Below are 14,626 nucleotides of genomic sequence, written 5' to 3'. Positions count from 1 at the left end.
CCGTCATGCTTGTCCCCGTGCGGATCACGTCTGCCCTCGTCGACCCGGCGCTGCTCGACCTGCCCTGGTCGACACCGCTGGAAGAGTGGCCTGCCCAGCACCTGGTGGCTCTGCCGCAGGGCATCTCCCGGCACATTGTCCGGTTCGTCCGGTTGGGCGACTACGTGTACGCCTTCAAGGAGACCCGCGAGCGGATCGCCGAGCGGGAGTACGACCTGCTGCGGGCCTTGGAGCGGATCGACTTCCCGTCGGTGGAGGCGGTGGCGGTCGTCGCCGACCGGCAGGCCGACGACGGGGAGCCCCTCGAATCGGTGCTGATCACCCGGCACCTCCAGTTCTCGCTGCCGTACCGGGCGCTCTTCTCGCACACCCTGCGGCCGGAGACGATGAGCCGGCTGCTCGATGCGCTCGCGGCGCTGATCGTGCGGATGCACCTGACCGGCTTCTTCTGGGGTGACTGCTCGCTGTCGAACACGCTGTTCCGTCGGGACGCGGGGGCCTTCGCCGCCTACCTGGTCGACGCGGAGACGGGTGCGCTGCACAACTCGCTCTCCAACGGGCAGCGCGGCGAGGACCTGGAGATCGCCCGGGTGAACATCTTCGGGGAGGCGTTGGACCTGCAGGCCGCCGGCCTGCTGCACGAGTCCATCGACCCGGAGGTGGTCTGCGAGGAGGTCGTGCAGCGCTACGAGCGGCTGTGGCACGAGATCACCTACGAGCAGGCGATCGAGCGACAGGCGCGGCACGACATCGAGGGACGGATCCGTCGCCTCAACGACCTGGGATTCGACGTGGCCGAGGTGGCCATGTCGAGCGCCGCGGACGGGCGTTACCTGGTCCGGCCGAAGGTCGTCGACGCCGGCTACCACACGCGACGGCTGCTGCGGCTCACCGGTCTGGACGCCGAGGAGAACCAGGCCCGCAAGCTGCTCAACGACCTGGACGCCTACCGCGCGGAGAGCGATCTGACCGACGAGCAGCAGGCGGCGCACCGCTGGCTCACCGAGGTCTTCGAGCCGGTGGTCCGGGCCGTGCCCGCGCACCTACGGCGCAAGTTGGAGCCGCAGGAGCTGTTCGCGCAGATCATCGAGCACAAGTGGCTGCTCTCCGAGCAGGCCGGCCGGGACGTGGGAATGCGACACGCGGTCCAGTCGTACCTGTCCGACGTGCTGGTGCACCGCCCCGACGAACAGGCCATCCTCGGCGTCGACGTCCCCAGCCTGAGCTGAGGCCCGTCCAACAGGGCTGGCGTCACGGCCGACGGGCTGACGTCACGGTCGGGCTGCGCCGCGAGAGGTACCAGGCCCCTTCCTCACGCCCTGTCGAGCTGCCCCGGATGTGGGGCGCGACGTGTCGGGTCGAGTTGCTGCCGGTGCTGTCGAGCTGCCCCGGATGTGGGGTGGGACGTGTCGGGTCGAGTTGCTGCCGGTGCTGTCGAGCTGCCCCGGATGTGGGGTGGGACGTGCTGGGTTGAGTTGGCTGCTGCTGCCGCTGCCGGGTTCGGTTTCGGTGCCCCCGCCCGCCCCGTATCTGGGGCAGCTCGACAGGCTCTCCAACAGGCATGCGCAGGCCTCGCCGGAAGGCGGGACCCGCGTCACTCCACCCAGGAACCGCCGCGCAGCACCCGTACCACGTTGAGGTCGTCGTCGAGCACGACCAGGTCGGAGCGGAGACCCACCTGGAGGGCGCCGACGCGGTCGCCCAGGCCGATCGCGCGGGCCGGGGTGGTCGCCGCCATCCGGGCGGCGTCGGCCATCGGGATTCCGGCGTGCACGGCGTGCCGCAGCGCCGCGTCCATGGTCAGCGTGCTGCCGGCGATCGCGCCGTCGCGGGCGAGCCGGGCCACCCCGTCGGCGACGGTCACCGCCTGCCCGCCCAGCTCGTACTCGCCGTCGGCCATCCCGGCGGCGGCCATCGCGTCGGTGATCAGCGCGGCCCGGTCGGGGCCGGCGGTCGTGGTGGTGAAGGCCAACATGCCGTCGTGCAGGTGTACGCCGTCGGCGACCAGTTCGCAGACCACGGTGGACGCGTCGAGCAGGGCCACCACCGGGCCCGGTTCGCGGTGGTGCACCGGACGCATGCCGTTGAACAGGTGCGTACCCACGCTAGCCCCGGCGGCGATCGCGGCCCGGGTCTGCTCGTAGGTGGCGTCGGTGTGACCCACGGCGGCCACCACGCGCTGCGCGGTGAGCAGCTTGATCGCCTCCAGCGCGCCGTCGCGCTCCGGGGCGAGGGTGACCATGCGGACCGCGCCGTGGCCCAGCTCGATCAGCTCGGAAAGCTCATCCGTGGAAGGGTCCCGGAGGTACTCGGGGTTCTGCGCGCCGCAGCGGGCGGTGGAGAGGTAGGGGCCCTCGAAGTGGACCCCCGCCAGCACGCCCTCGTCGACCAGCGGCGCGAACGCCTCGGTGGCCGAGCGCATCACCGTGAAGGGCGCGCTGACCAGGCTGGCCAGCAGCGTGGTGGTGCCGTGTCCCAGGTGGAAGGCGGCCGCCGCGCGGGCCTCGGCGGCGTCCCCCGTGGTGAAGGTGTGCCCGCCGCCGCCGTGCGTGTGCATGTCGACGAAGCCCGGCAGGATCCAGTGCCCGTCGCGGACCGACGGATATTCGGCCACCGCGGTGATCCGTTCACCGTCCCACTCGACGCAGCCCTGCCGGATGACACCGGTCGGGGTCACCACTCGGCCGTTCACCCGTTCGGTCATCGTTCCTCCAGTTGGTCAAGCACGGTCGGCGGTCAGGGTGTCCAGCGCGAGCAGGGCGGCCCCCAGGCAGCCGGCCTCGTCGCCGAGGGCGGCCGCGACGAGCTGCGGCTCACGGTGGAAGGTCATCCGCTCGTGCAGCGCAGCCCGGAGGGGAACGAGCAGCAGGTCGCCCGCCTGGGCGAGTCCGCCGCCGAGCACGATCGTCGTCACGTCGAACAGTGCCTGCCCGGTGGCCAGGCCGTCGGCGAGCGCCTCGACGGCCGAACGCCAGACCTCGGCGGCGAGTGGTTCGCCGGCCGCCGCCCGTTGGGCGACGGCGGCAGCCGTCACCGGAGCGTCGGGCCGGCCGTCGGCCAGCTCCGCGTAGCGTCGGCCGATCGCGGACGCCGACGCGACCGCCTCCAGGCAGCCGGGCCGCCCGCATCCGCACCGCGGACCGTCGGGTCGGACCATGATGTGGCCGATCTCGCCGGCCGCGCCGTGCGCGCCGACGGCGGCCACACCGCCGACGACGTGCGCGGCGGCGATGCCGGTGCCGATCGCCACGAAGAGCACGTGGTCGGCGCCGCGTCCGGCTCCGAGCCGGGCCTCGGCGAGGCCACCGACGCGCACGTCGTGGCCGAGCGCGGTGGGCAGCCCGAGCCGTCGCACCGCCAGGTCCCGCAGCGGTACGTCCCGGAAGCCCACGTTCGCCGACCACACCGCCACCCCGCGCGCCTCGTCCACCACGCCGGGGACCGCGATGCCGATGGCGACCGGGGTGAAGCCGTCGGCGCGGGCCTTGTCGGCCAGCCCTTCGGCGACGCCGAGGATGGTGTCGACCACGGCGGCCGGCCCGCGCGCGGCGTCGGTGGGGTGTCGTTCGGTGCGTACCGCCACGCCGTCCGGCCGGACCAGGGCGCACTTCATGCCGGTGCCGCCGACGTCCAACGCCACGACCACCCGGTCGTCGCGCCCGGCACCGCTCACGCCAGTACCACTGACCGGGACAGGTGTCGCGGCGCGTCCGGGTCGAGGCCACGGCTGGTCGCCAGGGCGACCGCGAACCGCTGGGCCAGGATCAGGTCGGCCATCGGGTCGACCGGGGTACGACCGGCCGACCAACTCCCGAGCACCGTGCGCCAACCATGCGTGCGGCTATGGACGAAGGCGGCGCCGGTGGCGGCGACGTCCTCGGGCAGCCCGTCGGGCAACTCGCCGAACGCCCAGACCAGCCGACCCGGGGCGGCGACCGAGATGGGGCCGTGCCGGTAGTCCATCGCCGGGTACGCCTCGGCCCAGAAGGTGGCCGCCTCCCGGCACTTGAGGGCGGCCTCCTGGGCGAGGCCGACCGTCCAGCCTCGACCCAGGAAGGTGGCCTGCTCGATCGTGGCCGGGTCGATCGGCAGCGGGGAACGCACCGCCACCTCGGCGTCGGCGGCGAGCGCGGTCATCGGGTCGCCGAGGTTCGCCCGGAGCAGGGCCAGCGCGGTCGTCGCGAAACGGGTCTGCACCACCGAGCGCTCGTCGGCGAAGGCCATGGTCACCGCGGTGGCGGCCAGGTCGACGGCGGGCGCCGCCGGGTCACCGACGATGACGGTGGTGGGCGTATGCCCGCGCAGCGCGGCGAGCAGTTCCAGCACCTCGGTGGTGGTGCCGGAGCGGGTGATCGCGATGAGCCGGTCGTAGCGGCGGCCGGCGGGGAACTCGGACGCCTGGAAAGCGTCGGTCTCCCCCTGGCCGGCCTGCTCGCGGCGGGCCGCGTACGCCATGGCCATGAACCACGACGTGCCGCAACCGACGACGGCGACCCGCTCGCCGGGGCGCGGAAGATCGTCGCGTACGGCGTCGGACAGCGACGCGGCCTCCCGCCAACAGTCGGGTTGACTCGCGATCTCCGCGTCCACGTACGCCATGGGTAACTCCTCGCAGGGCCGACCTGTCTGCGCAATACGGCTCGTAAGGGCCGTATTTCGCGCGTTATTCTGCGCGAACCGAGGTGGTCGTGGCAACCGGCCGGCCGATCGCGCAGGCCAGTCTTTTGCGCCAGCCTAGTTTCGCGCACTAGTGTGCACGCAATCAATCACCGACCGTGCAGTTACTGGGAGGGCCCCCGAGGTGGACCGGTACGCCAGATGGAACGCCCTGCTGGAGATGCTGACCGACAACGGTCGGGTCAGCGTCGAGGCGGCCGCCGAGCGGCTGGACGTCTCCCAGGCGACCATCCGGCGTGACTTCGACCAGCTCGCCCAGCAGCAGATGATCACCAGAACCCGAGGTGGCGCGGTCGCCAACGGTGTCTCGTACGACCTGCCGCTGCGCTACAAGACGGCCAAGCACTCGGCCGAGAAGCAGCGGATCGGCGCTGCCGCCGCGGCGCTCGTCACGCCCGGAACCGTGGTCGGCCTCAACGGCGGCACCACCAGCACGGAGGTCGCCCGGGCGCTGGCCGTCCGGCCGGATCTCAACACCAGTGCCGAGGGCGCCCAGCTCACCGTGGTGACCAACGCGCTGAACATCGCCAACGAGCTTCTCGTGCGGTCCCGGATGAAGGTGGTCGTGGCCGGCGGTGTGGTGCGCCCGAAGTCGTTCGAGCTGGTCGGCCCGCTGGGCGGCGCGTTGCTGCGCGAGGTCACCCTGGACGTCGCCCTGCTCGGTGTGGACGCGATCGACCCGCAGCTCGGCGCCGCCGCCCACCACGAGGGAGAGGCGGCCATGAACAACCTGATGGTCGCGCGCGCCAAGCGGGTCGTGATCATCGCGGACTCGTCCAAGCTGGGCGGTCACGCCTTCGCCCGGATCTGCCCGGTCGAGCGGGTCGAGACGCTGGTGACCGACTCCGGGGCCGCGCCCGAGGTGGTGGACGCCTTCCGGGCGGCCGGCGTGCAGGTCGTCTGCGCCTGAACGGTCACGCTCCGTCGATGAAATGCATCGACCGGCGTGTTACTGCATACCGGGTATTGCGCACCGCTGCATACCGCGTATGGTGTCGGCTGTCACGCCCACCATCGGGGGAGGTGCAGCTTGCCAGCTGTCCTGGAGATCGAAGGTCTACGTAAGACGTACAAGAGTCGTCGACGCGGCACCCGCAACGCGCTCGACGGCTTCGACATGCAGGTCGACGCGGGGCAGGTGCATGGCTTCCTGGGTCCCAACGGATCCGGCAAGACCACCACGCTGCGTACGCTTCTCGGCCTGATCCGGCCCGACGGCGGACGGATGACGCTGCTCGGGCACGAGGTGCCCGCCGCGCTGCCCACCGTCGCCGGCCAGGTCGGCGCGATCGTCGAGAGCCCACAGTTCTTCCCGCACTTCACCGCACGGGACACGCTGTCCCTGCTGGCCGGGGCGGGCGAGGTGCCCGCCACGCGGGTCGACGAGGTGCTGGAGCTGGTCGGGCTGCGCGACCGGGCCGGCGAGCGGGTCAAGACGTACTCGCTGGGCATGAAGCAGCGGCTCGCCGTCGCGTCCGCCCTGCTGAAGAACCCGACGCTGCTCATCCTCGACGAGCCGGCCAACGGCCTGGACCCGGGCGGCATCCGGGAGATGCGCACGCTGATGCGCAACCTCGCCGAGTCCGGGATGACCGTGCTGCTGTCCAGCCACATCCTCGGCGAGATCCAGCTCATCTGCGACTCGGTCACCATCATCTCGCTCGGCCGACGGGTCGCCTTCGGCCCGGTCGACGAGGTGCTCGCCCAGCACTCGTCCGGCGCGGTCCGGGTACGCCTGGAGGCGGTCAGTGACCTGCCGACGGCGACCGAGGCCCTCACCCGGGCCGGCATCCGGGTCACCGGGCACCCGGACCACCTCATGCTGACCGGCGTCGACAAGCCGGCATCGGTGACCCGGCTGCTCGCCGAGCAGAACCTGTACGTCAGCGAGTTGGCCCCGATCGCGGTCGACCTGGAGAGTGTCTTCCTCGAACTGACCGCCACCGCGCCGGTCCCCGGCCAGCACCGGCAGGTCGACGAGTCCATGAAGGTCGGTGGCACGGGTCAGCCCGGCGCCACCGGAGGAGGGTGGGGCGCGTGAGCCTCTATCGGACGGAGCTGCGCCGGCTGGTCAAGCGGCGCTTCACCCGCTACATGACGCTGCTCGGCCTGCTGGTGCTGGCCGCCGTGGTGGTCGGTGTGTTCTTCACCAACCAGAAGATCGACGCCGGCCAGCTTGCCAAGGCCGAACGGCAGGCCGACCAGCAGTACCAGGAGCAGGTTCGCTGGAGCGAGCAGGAGCGGGTCAACTGCGAGCAGGCCAAGAAGGCCGGCACCTCGAGCGACGGCCGCTACCCCGACGACTGTTCGGTGATCACGCCGCCGCCGCGCGAGGAGATCAAGGCGGAGTGGTTCCTGCCGTCGACGTTCAACTTCCGCAAGACGTTCGACGAGACGCTGGTCCCGTTCGCGGCGATCCTCGCCCTGGTCGGGTTCGTGATCGGCGCGTCCTTCGTCGGAGCCGAGTGGAGCACCGGCGGCATGATGAACCTGCTGCTCTGGCGGCCGAAGCGGCTCACCGTACTGTTCACCAAGCTGGCCGCGCTGCTCACCGGCATCCTGGCGGTGACGCTGCCCGCCGCGGTGCTGTGGTTCGCCGGCTTCTGGGCCGTCGCCAGCTTCCGGGGCAGCACCGAGAAGATGACCTCGGGGGCCTGGCAGTCGTTCGCACTGACCGGACTGCGCGGCGTGGCGCTGGTGCTGGTGATCACCACCATCGGCTTCGCGCTGGCCTCGCTGGGCCGGCACACCGCGATGGCCCTCGGCGGTGTCGTCGCGCTGATGGTGGTCGGCCAGTTCGGCCTCGGCATCCTGCTGTCGATGGCGAACGTCAAGTTCGCCGAGGCGTGGCTGCTGCCCACGTACGCGCTGGCCTGGATGACGAAGACGGTCAAGCTGGAGAACTGGCAGTCCTGCAACGCGACCTACTTCGGCGAGTGCAAGCCGGAGACGATGGACATCACCTGGCAGCAGTCCTCCGCCATCTTCTCGGTCGGGCTCGTGGTGATCCTCGGCGCGGCGGTCTGGGCGATGCGTCGCCGCGACATCTCCTGACCGACACGTCAACGGCCCGGCGCGGCCGGCTTCGACCGTCGATGTTCCGACGGGCGGGGCCGGCCGCGCCGGCTGCTGCGACCACGGCCCGCCCTGACTAGGCTGAACGGCATGCCCGCCGACGCCACCCCGGCCGCCCCCGAGCCGTCCACCGACGCTCGGCCGGCCGAGGCGGCCGGCGGAGTCGCGCCCAGTGTGCCGACCCCACGACCGGCGCCGCCCGTCGAGAGCACCGACGACGGCGAGTTGGACGACACGGCGGAGCCGACCACTACCTCTCCCGCCTCTCCGGCAGCGGGCCTGACCACCCGTGAACAGGCCATCCTCGCCTTCGAGCAGCAGTGGTGGCGGCACGCCGGCGCCAAGGAACAGGCCGTGCGGGACACCTTCGGCGTCTCCTCGACGCGGTACTACCAACTGCTCAACGGCCTCCTGGACAATCCGGCGGCGCTCGCCGCCGATCCCGTGCTCATCGGCCGGCTCCGCCGGCTGCGCTCGTCGCGGGCCCGCAACCGCCGCCGCTGACCGACATGTCCGGTGGGCCGGTGGTTGCCCGCCTTCCGACGGCTCCTCCCGGTCGTCCCGCCCACCGACTCGCATGTCGGCCGGGCCCACGGGTAGGCGACAGGAGTTCCGGGGTCGCCAGGCGACCGAGCACCCAGGAGGGGAGCGGAGCATGACGGCAACGAACCAGAGCAGCAGTGCGCAGCAGGCCCGCCAGGAAGCGTCCCGCGTCGGCCACCAGGCCACACAGGCCGGCGGGCAGGTGGCCCACGCTGCCGCCGAGCAGGGCGGGCAGGTGGCCGCCGAGGCCCGTAGGCAGGCCCGCCAGTTGACCGGCCAAGCCGGTGGACAACTTCGGGAACAGGCGCAGACGCAGCAGCGACGTGCCGCCGACGGGCTGCGCGACATCGGTCGCGAACTCGGGTCGATGGCCGAGCGCGACGGTGATTCCGGGCTGGCCGGTCAGGCGGTACGCCGCGTGGCCGACGCCGCCCAACACGCCGCCGGGTGGCTCGACGAGCGCGAGCCCGGCGAGGTGCTCGACGACGTGCGCACGTACGCGCGGCGACACCCGGGCACCTTCCTTGCGGGCGCGGCGGTGGCCGGACTTCTCGTCGGACGGCTCACCCGTGGCCTGACCGGCTCGGCCGCCGGCAACGGCGGAGGCGCTGGCGGAGGCGGCGGCATGCCGAGCGCGCCGGACCAGGACGGTCAGCAGCCGTACGTGGGGGCGGCGCGGGCGCAGAACGTCTCGCCCGCCGGGCGTCCGCAGCCGGACGTGCCCGGTGGGGTGGCGCCGTGAGTGCCCCGGAGAAGGAGCGCACCCAGGCATCGGTCGGCGACCTGCTGGGCGACGTGACCCGGGATCTCTCGACCCTGGTGCGCAAGGAGGTCGAGCTGGCCAAGGCCGAGCTCCGCGAGGAGGTCAGCCAGGCGGGCAAGGCCGGCGGCATGTTCGGCGGCGCGGGGCTGGCCGGGTTCCTGGCCGTGCTCTTCCTGTCGTACGCCGCCTGGTGGGGGCTGTCCAACGTGATGGACCAGGGCTGGGCGGCGTTGATCGTCGCGGTCGTCTGGGCCGCCGTCGCCGGTGGCCTGTTCCTCAACGCACGCACCCAGCTGAAGCGGGCACGCGAGGTGCTGCCCCGAACGAAGCAGACCGCCCGGGAGTTGCCGGACGCCCTGCGGGGCCGGTGACCGAGTCGGTAGGGAGAGCGGACCATGAGTGATCCGGATCGGATCCGGTGGGAGATCGAGACCACCCGCAACGAGTTGAGCAGTGACGTCGACGCCCTGGCCGACAAGGTCAACCCGCGTCGGATCGCCGGTGACAGCGTCGGGCAGGCGCGTGGCGCGCTCACCCGAGCGAAGGAGAAGATGATGGGCAGCTCCAACCACCTGGGGCAGGATGCCAGCCAGCGGATGTCGCACGCCGCGGGCTCCGTACGCGACGAGACCCGTTCGCTCGGGCAGCAGTCGCGCGCACAGGCGCAGGGCAATCCACTTGCCGCCGGACTGGTCGCCTTCGGCGCCGGCCTGCTGGCCGCCTCGCTGATTCCGCCGAGCGGGCGCGAACGTCAGCTCGCCGGCCGCGCGAGGGACCTGGTGAGCGAGCACTCGGGCGAGCTGCGCCAGCAGGCGAGCCAGGTCGGCCACCAGGTCCAGGACAACCTGCGGGAGCCCGCGCAGCAGGCGGCCCAGTCGGTGCGCTCCAGCGCCCAGCAGGGGATGTCCGCCGTACGCGACCAGGGCCGCTCGGCCACCGGTCAGGTGCAGGGGCAGGCGCATGCGGCAGCCGACCAGCTACGGCAGCGCTGATGTGCCGGGGCCGGCGTCGATGATGCGGGTACGTTCCGCGTCCGCGCCGGCCCCTGGTCGGCCCGTCAACGAGGACGTGGTCTTCCAGTTCGGTCCGCTGGTCGGAGTCCTGGACGGCGCCACCGTCCCGGACGGCTTCGACACGGGCTGCGTCCACGGGCCGGAGTGGTACGTCCGACACCTGGCCGCCCGGCTCGCGGTGGCGGAGGCGGCCCGCCCGGCGGCCCGCCTGACCAGCAACCTGGCCGCGGCCATTCTCGCCGTCCGCGCCGACCACGGCGGGCAGTGCGACCTCGACCACCCGGGCACCCCGTCCAGCACCGTCTGCCTGCTGCGCGACTGCGGCGATCAGGTCGATTACCTGGTGCTCTGCGACAGTCCGCTGGTGCTCGATGTGGACGGCCAGGTCAGTGTGGTGACCGACGACCGGCTGGACACGGCGATGGCCGAGCTGCGCCAGACCCTCGCCACCGTGCCGGCGGGCGCGTCGGACCCGGTCGAGCGCTTCCGGCACGCGGTGGGCGTCCAGCGGGAGCGGATGAACCGTACGCACGGGTACTGGGTCGCGGCGTCCGACCCGGACGCGGCGTTCCATGCGGTGACCGGGACGGCTCCCCGGCGGGGTTCGGCGACCCTGCGCCGGGCGGCGCTGCTCAGTGACGGCGCGTCCAGCGCGGTCGAGCAGTTCGGGCTGACCGACTGGGCCGGACTGCTGGATCTGCTCAGCGCCGAAGGTCCCGCCGCGCTGCTCGGCCGCGTGCGCGATGCCGAGCGCGATCATCCCGATCGGCTCCGCCGGCACAAGTCGACCGACGACGCCTCGGTGGTGTTCTGCGAGTTCGGGCCATAGGCCAAATGACGACGGAGCGTGAGGAGAAACACGCGAACCGCCCGACCGGCCGGTACCCGTGGCCGGACCGCCATCCGCTGCCCAATGGGGTGGACTTCGGCCGATGGGGCCGGCAGACTGCGGCACGTGGCGAGTGCGGTCCGGCTGGAGCCGGTGGACGAGCGGAATCTGGAGCCGTTGCTCTCCGTAGCGGCGGCCGAGGCCGAGCCGGGTGAGGTGATGCCTCCGGTGGAGGCGCCCGCCGGCTGGTCGCTCGCACGCCGGGAGGCCTTCCGCGAGTTCCACCGGGCGAGCTTCGCCGGCCTGGACGGCCCGACCGGCTCCCAGATGTACGCGATCCTCGTCGGCGGCGAGGTGGTGGGCATGATCCGGATGACGCGCTGTGACGAGCCGGGCACGGTGGAGACCGGCATGTGGCTCGGCCTCTCTGCGCGGGGCCAGGGCATCGGCGCGGCCGCCCTGCGTGAGTTGCTCAACGTCGCCGCCCGCGCTGGAATGCGTGCGGTCGTCGCGGAAACGACGCCGGACAATGTTGGTGCGCTCGCCATCCTCGAAAAATGCGGCGCAAAACTGCGCTCAGATGGTGGAAAGGTGCACGCCGAAATCTGCCTGGATTCGACGCCGCCGGCTCTCTGACGATCCTTTCCGTCTTTCGCGCGTCTGGCGTTCGCACTGCTCAGAACCGCCTTCCTGTCCCGTCTGCACCGTCTGGCAACGCTTTTCCGAATACCCGCCGACCAGTGCGGACGGAATTCCTCCCCGACGGTTTCACGGCAATTCCGCCGGGTACTGCCCGCCGGGTCCGCAAATGTGGGACGTCTGATCCAGGGTGTGGTGTGCGCTGTTCCCCGGTAGCCCTCCTCCGCCCTGATCCCGCAGACGTTCCGGACCCACCGGGGAGCGAGGGAGACCTGATGAAGACCGGAACACGAATCGGGCTGGCGGTGGGCTTCGGCTACCTGCTGGGCCGTCGTCGCAAACTGCGTACGGCGCTGACCCTGGCGGCTGCCGTGGCGGCCGGGCGCGCGAGCCGCGACCCGGGCGGTCTGCTGAAGCGGGGTGGCAACCTGCTCCAGTCGTCCCCACAGTTGAGCAACCTCAGCCGACTCGGTGGGCCGCTGGTCAACGCCGGTCGGTCCGCCGCGACCGCCGCGGCCGGCAGCGGCGTCGACGCGCTCACCGGACGGCTGCGCGGCTCCGCCGACGCGTTGCGCCGCCGCGCGGGCAACCCCGGCGGCGGTGGTCAGGGCGGCAACGGCGACCAGCGCGGCAACGGCGACCAGGGCGGCGACCAGGGCGGCGACCGCGACCAGGGCGGCGACCGCGATCGTGCGACGGCGAGCGGTCGGGACGACGCGTCGGCCGGGCAGCGGCGGGGGCGGTGACCATGGCGGGAGAAACCAACCCGGGCGGCCTCGGCGACAAGATCCGCGGCCAGTTGGCGGACGAGGTGCGCAACCTCGCCGGTGCCATCGGCGAACGTGCGTTGAGCGTGGTGACCGAGCGGATCACCGGCGCGACCGGCCGCCTGAGCGACTACGCGCGCCAGGGCGGTGGACCCGGCCTGATCGCCGCCGCCACCGGAGCCCAGAAGCTGGCCGAGGGCGGCTCCCCGGTGAAGGCGATGCTGCACGCCGGGGTGGCCGGCGGTAAGGAGAAGGTGATGTCGGCTCTCGGCCGTGCGAGCGGTAAGGGCGGTAAGGGCGGCAAGAACAAGGTCACCAACATCGTCGAGACGATCGAGGTCGGTGTCCCGGTGCGGGCCGCGTACAACCAGTGGACGCAGTTCGGTGACTTCCCGAGCTTCATGAAGAAGGTCGAGCAGGCCGACAACGACGAGCCCGAGAAGATGACCTGGAAGGCGCAGGTCTTCTGGTCGCACCGGACCTGGGAGTCGACGATCGTCCGCCAGGTGCCGGACAAGCTCATCCACTGGCGGTCCAAGGGCGAGAAGGGATCGGTCGACGGCACGGTCAGCTTCCACGAGCTGACCCCGGACCTGACCCGCATCCTCGTGGTCCTCGAATACCACCCGCAGGGCCTCTTCGAGCACACCGGCAACCTGTGGCGGGCCCAGGGTCGGCGCGTACGGCTGGAGTTGAAGCATTTCGTCCGGCACGTGATGACCGAGGTGGCACTCGACCCGGACCAGGTGCAGGGCTGGCGCGGCGAGATCCGCGACTCCCAGGTGGTCAAGGACCACGAGACCGGCCTGCGCGAGGAGCGGGAGCAGCAGGAACGCGGCGGCCGCGAACCAAACGAGCCCGAGGACGAGGAGTACGACGAGGAACCCGACGAGGAGCAGCCGCGCCGTCGGCCCGCCGGGCGACTGCGCCAGCGCCCACCACGGCGACCGGCCGAGCCGGAGTACGAGGAGGAGTACGAGGCGTACGAGGACGGCTACGACGAGGGGTACGCGGACGAGGCCGACGAGGAGCCGCCGCCCGCACCCCGCCGCCGTGCTCCTGAGCGGGCCCGTCGCGCACAGCCCCGCGAGGAGCCGCAGCGGCCGCGACCGCCCGTCCGGCGCGGGTCGGAGCCGGCGCGACGGCCCGTGGTGCGACGCCGTCGGGGGGAGGACGAGTGACGCTGGTCTCCGGTGACGCCGTCGGTGGTGCCCTGGAACGCGTGGAGGGTACCGCCGGCGGTCTCGCCGACGTGGTGGAGACGGTGCTCGACAAGGGCGTCGTGATCGACGCGCAGGTGTCGGTCGGGGTCGTCGGCATCCCCCTCGTGGAGATCAACGCCCGGGTTGTGGTGGCGAGCATCGAGACGTACCTGCGGTTCGCCGAGGCGGTGGACCGGCTCGACATCGGCCCGGAGAAGGGCGAGGGGTTGGCCGGTCTCGTCGGCGGGGTCACCGGTGCGGTCCGCGAGGTCACCGGCTCGGTCCGGGACGTCACCGGCTCGGTGCGGGACGTCACCGGAGATGCCACCGGCACCGTACGGGACCTCGGGAGGGGCTGACATGGCGGACGGGACGGGACTGTTCATCTACGGGCTGGTGCCGGCGGACGTCGAGGCGACGCCCGACGCGGCCGGCGTGGGCGAGCCCGCCGGCGAGGTGACAGTCGTCCGGCACGGCGACCTCGCGGCCCTGGTCAGTGAGGTGCCACTGGACGCGCCGCTGGGCCGCGCGGCGGACCTGCGGGCGTACCAGGAACTGCTGGACGGTACGGCGGTGGTGGCCCCGGTGCTGCCGGTGCGGTTCGGCACCGTCGTCACCGGGCCGGACGCGGTGCTGGACCTGCTCCGGCCCCACCACGACCGGTTCGCCGCCGCGCTCGCGGAGTTCGAGGGTCGGGTGCAGTACGTCGTGCAGGGCCGCTTCGACGAGCAGGCGTTGCTGCGCGCCGTCCTCGACGAGAACCCCGGTGCCGCCCGGCTCGCCGAGCAGGTACGGGGTCGGGCCGAGGCGGCCAGCCGGGAGCCCCGGATCCGGCTCGGTGAGCTGATCAGCCAGGCGGTGGAGCTGCGTCGCGAGGCGGAGAACCGGCGGCTGCTCGACGTCACGGCCGAGTACGTGGTGACCACGCAACTGCGCCCGCCCACCCACGAGATGGACGCGGGGCACGTGGCGCTGCTGGTGGACACCGACCGCGAGGCCGACCTGGTCGACGTGCTGGAGCAGTACGCCCAGGACCGGCGGGGTCTGCTGCGGCTGCGACTGCTCGGGCCGCTCGCCCCGTACGACTTCGTCGCCGCGCATCAGTTGGCGGGCTGACC

General features: G+C 72.3%; 16 protein-coding genes and 1 pseudogene. 14 read left to right on the top strand and 3 right to left on the bottom strand.

The features are described from left to right. Window positions 1-17: 17 nt before the first annotated feature. Window positions 18-1,229 (top strand): DUF4032 domain-containing protein, encoded by a 1,212-nt coding sequence (locus ACIA3K_RS09040; protein ID WP_396800050.1) that lies wholly within the window; start codon window positions 18-20, stop codon window positions 1,227-1,229. A gap of 365 nt (window positions 1,230-1,594) precedes the next feature. Here ACIA3K_RS09040 and nagA read toward each other — a convergent pair whose 3' ends face one another. Genes nagA through ACIA3K_RS09025 form a run of 3 tightly spaced genes read right to left on the bottom strand, consistent with a single transcriptional unit; the run spans window position 1,595 to window position 4,599 of the window. Further along, window positions 1,595-2,704 (bottom strand): N-acetylglucosamine-6-phosphate deacetylase, encoded by a 1,110-nt coding sequence (gene nagA, locus ACIA3K_RS09035; protein ID WP_396800049.1) that lies wholly within the window; start codon window positions 2,702-2,704, stop codon window positions 1,595-1,597. Window positions 2,705-2,719: 15 nt separating this feature from the next. Next, window positions 2,720-3,673, bottom strand: a complete 954-nt coding sequence (locus ACIA3K_RS09030; protein WP_396800048.1) for an ROK family protein — start codon at window positions 3,671-3,673, stop codon at window positions 2,720-2,722. Next, window positions 3,670-4,599, bottom strand: coding sequence for an SIS domain-containing protein (locus tag ACIA3K_RS09025; RefSeq protein ID WP_396800046.1), 930 nt, complete (start codon window positions 4,597-4,599; stop codon window positions 3,670-3,672). Before ACIA3K_RS09025 ends, ACIA3K_RS09030 begins: the two co-directional genes overlap by 4 nt. Window positions 4,600-4,801: 202 nt before the next feature. Here ACIA3K_RS09025 and ACIA3K_RS09020 point away from each other — a divergent pair, with 202 nt between their 5' ends. From ACIA3K_RS09020 to ACIA3K_RS08960, 13 genes and pseudogenes are all read left to right on the top strand, one after another. After that, complete coding sequence (locus tag ACIA3K_RS09020; protein ID WP_053654382.1) at window positions 4,802-5,587, top strand: DeoR/GlpR family DNA-binding transcription regulator; 786 nt, start codon at window positions 4,802-4,804, stop codon at window positions 5,585-5,587. A gap of 120 nt (window positions 5,588-5,707) precedes the next feature. Further along, window positions 5,708-6,718, top strand: a complete 1,011-nt coding sequence (locus ACIA3K_RS09015) for an ATP-binding cassette domain-containing protein (protein WP_396800045.1) — start codon at window positions 5,708-5,710, stop codon at window positions 6,716-6,718. Continuing rightward, window positions 6,715-7,731: an ABC transporter permease subunit gene (locus ACIA3K_RS09010; protein WP_396800043.1), complete on the top strand. Its 1,017-nt coding sequence runs from the start codon at window positions 6,715-6,717 to the stop codon at window positions 7,729-7,731. Before ACIA3K_RS09015 ends, ACIA3K_RS09010 begins: the two co-directional genes overlap by 4 nt. 111 nt (window positions 7,732-7,842) lie before the next feature. Then, window positions 7,843-8,256, top strand: coding sequence for a DUF3263 domain-containing protein (locus tag ACIA3K_RS09005; protein WP_396800041.1), 414 nt, complete (start codon window positions 7,843-7,845; stop codon window positions 8,254-8,256). A 151-nt stretch (window positions 8,257-8,407) separates the two neighbouring features. Next, window positions 8,408-9,037 carry a hypothetical protein gene (locus ACIA3K_RS09000; RefSeq protein WP_396800040.1) on the top strand — a complete coding sequence of 210 codons (630 nt, stop codon included), beginning with the start codon at window positions 8,408-8,410 and terminating at the stop codon, window positions 9,035-9,037. Continuing rightward, window positions 9,034-9,429 carry a phage holin family protein gene (locus ACIA3K_RS08995; RefSeq protein WP_396800039.1) on the top strand — a complete coding sequence of 132 codons (396 nt, stop codon included), beginning with the start codon at window positions 9,034-9,036 and terminating at the stop codon, window positions 9,427-9,429. The genes ACIA3K_RS09000 and ACIA3K_RS08995 overlap by 4 nt, the downstream gene beginning before the upstream one ends. A 24-nt stretch (window positions 9,430-9,453) precedes the next feature. Then, window positions 9,454-10,050, top strand: coding sequence for a DUF3618 domain-containing protein (locus ACIA3K_RS08990; RefSeq protein ID WP_396800038.1), 597 nt, complete (start codon window positions 9,454-9,456; stop codon window positions 10,048-10,050). Beyond that, the gene (locus ACIA3K_RS08985; RefSeq protein ID WP_396800037.1) at window positions 10,019-10,900 is read left to right on the top strand and encodes a hypothetical protein; all 882 of its coding nucleotides are present in this window, start codon (window positions 10,019-10,021) and stop codon (window positions 10,898-10,900) included. Before ACIA3K_RS08990 ends, ACIA3K_RS08985 begins: the two co-directional genes overlap by 32 nt. 126 nt (window positions 10,901-11,026) lie before the next feature. Beyond that, the gene (locus ACIA3K_RS08980) at window positions 11,027-11,536 is read left to right on the top strand and encodes a GNAT family N-acetyltransferase (protein ID WP_396800036.1); all 510 of its coding nucleotides are present in this window, start codon (window positions 11,027-11,029) and stop codon (window positions 11,534-11,536) included. A 278-nt stretch (window positions 11,537-11,814) separates the two neighbouring features. Next, on the top strand, window positions 11,815-12,285 hold the full coding sequence (locus ACIA3K_RS08975; RefSeq protein WP_396800034.1) for a hypothetical protein: 471 nt from the start codon (window positions 11,815-11,817) through the stop codon (window positions 12,283-12,285). Window positions 12,286-12,287: 2 nt separating this feature from the next. After that, a complete protein-coding gene (locus tag ACIA3K_RS08970; protein ID WP_396800033.1) occupies window positions 12,288-13,487 on the top strand; it encodes an SRPBCC family protein in 1,200 nt (399 codons plus the stop codon). Window positions 13,488-13,489: 2 nt separating this feature from the next. Next, window positions 13,490-13,699, top strand: a pseudogene (gene gvpJ / locus ACIA3K_RS08965) (gas vesicle protein GvpJ); the annotation flags it as partial. Between the two features lie 169 nt (window positions 13,700-13,868). Further along, window positions 13,869-14,624 (top strand): GvpL/GvpF family gas vesicle protein, encoded by a 756-nt coding sequence (locus ACIA3K_RS08960; RefSeq protein ID WP_396800032.1) that lies wholly within the window; start codon window positions 13,869-13,871, stop codon window positions 14,622-14,624. Window positions 14,625-14,626 lie beyond the last annotated feature (2 nt).

The sequence above is a fragment of the Micromonospora sp. NPDC051543 genome, assembly GCF_044454415.1.
Lineage (GTDB): Bacteria > Actinomycetota > Actinomycetes > Mycobacteriales > Micromonosporaceae > Micromonospora.
The sequence above is the reverse complement of the archived record's forward strand: the minus strand, read 5'-3'. Positions and strand labels throughout refer to the sequence as shown.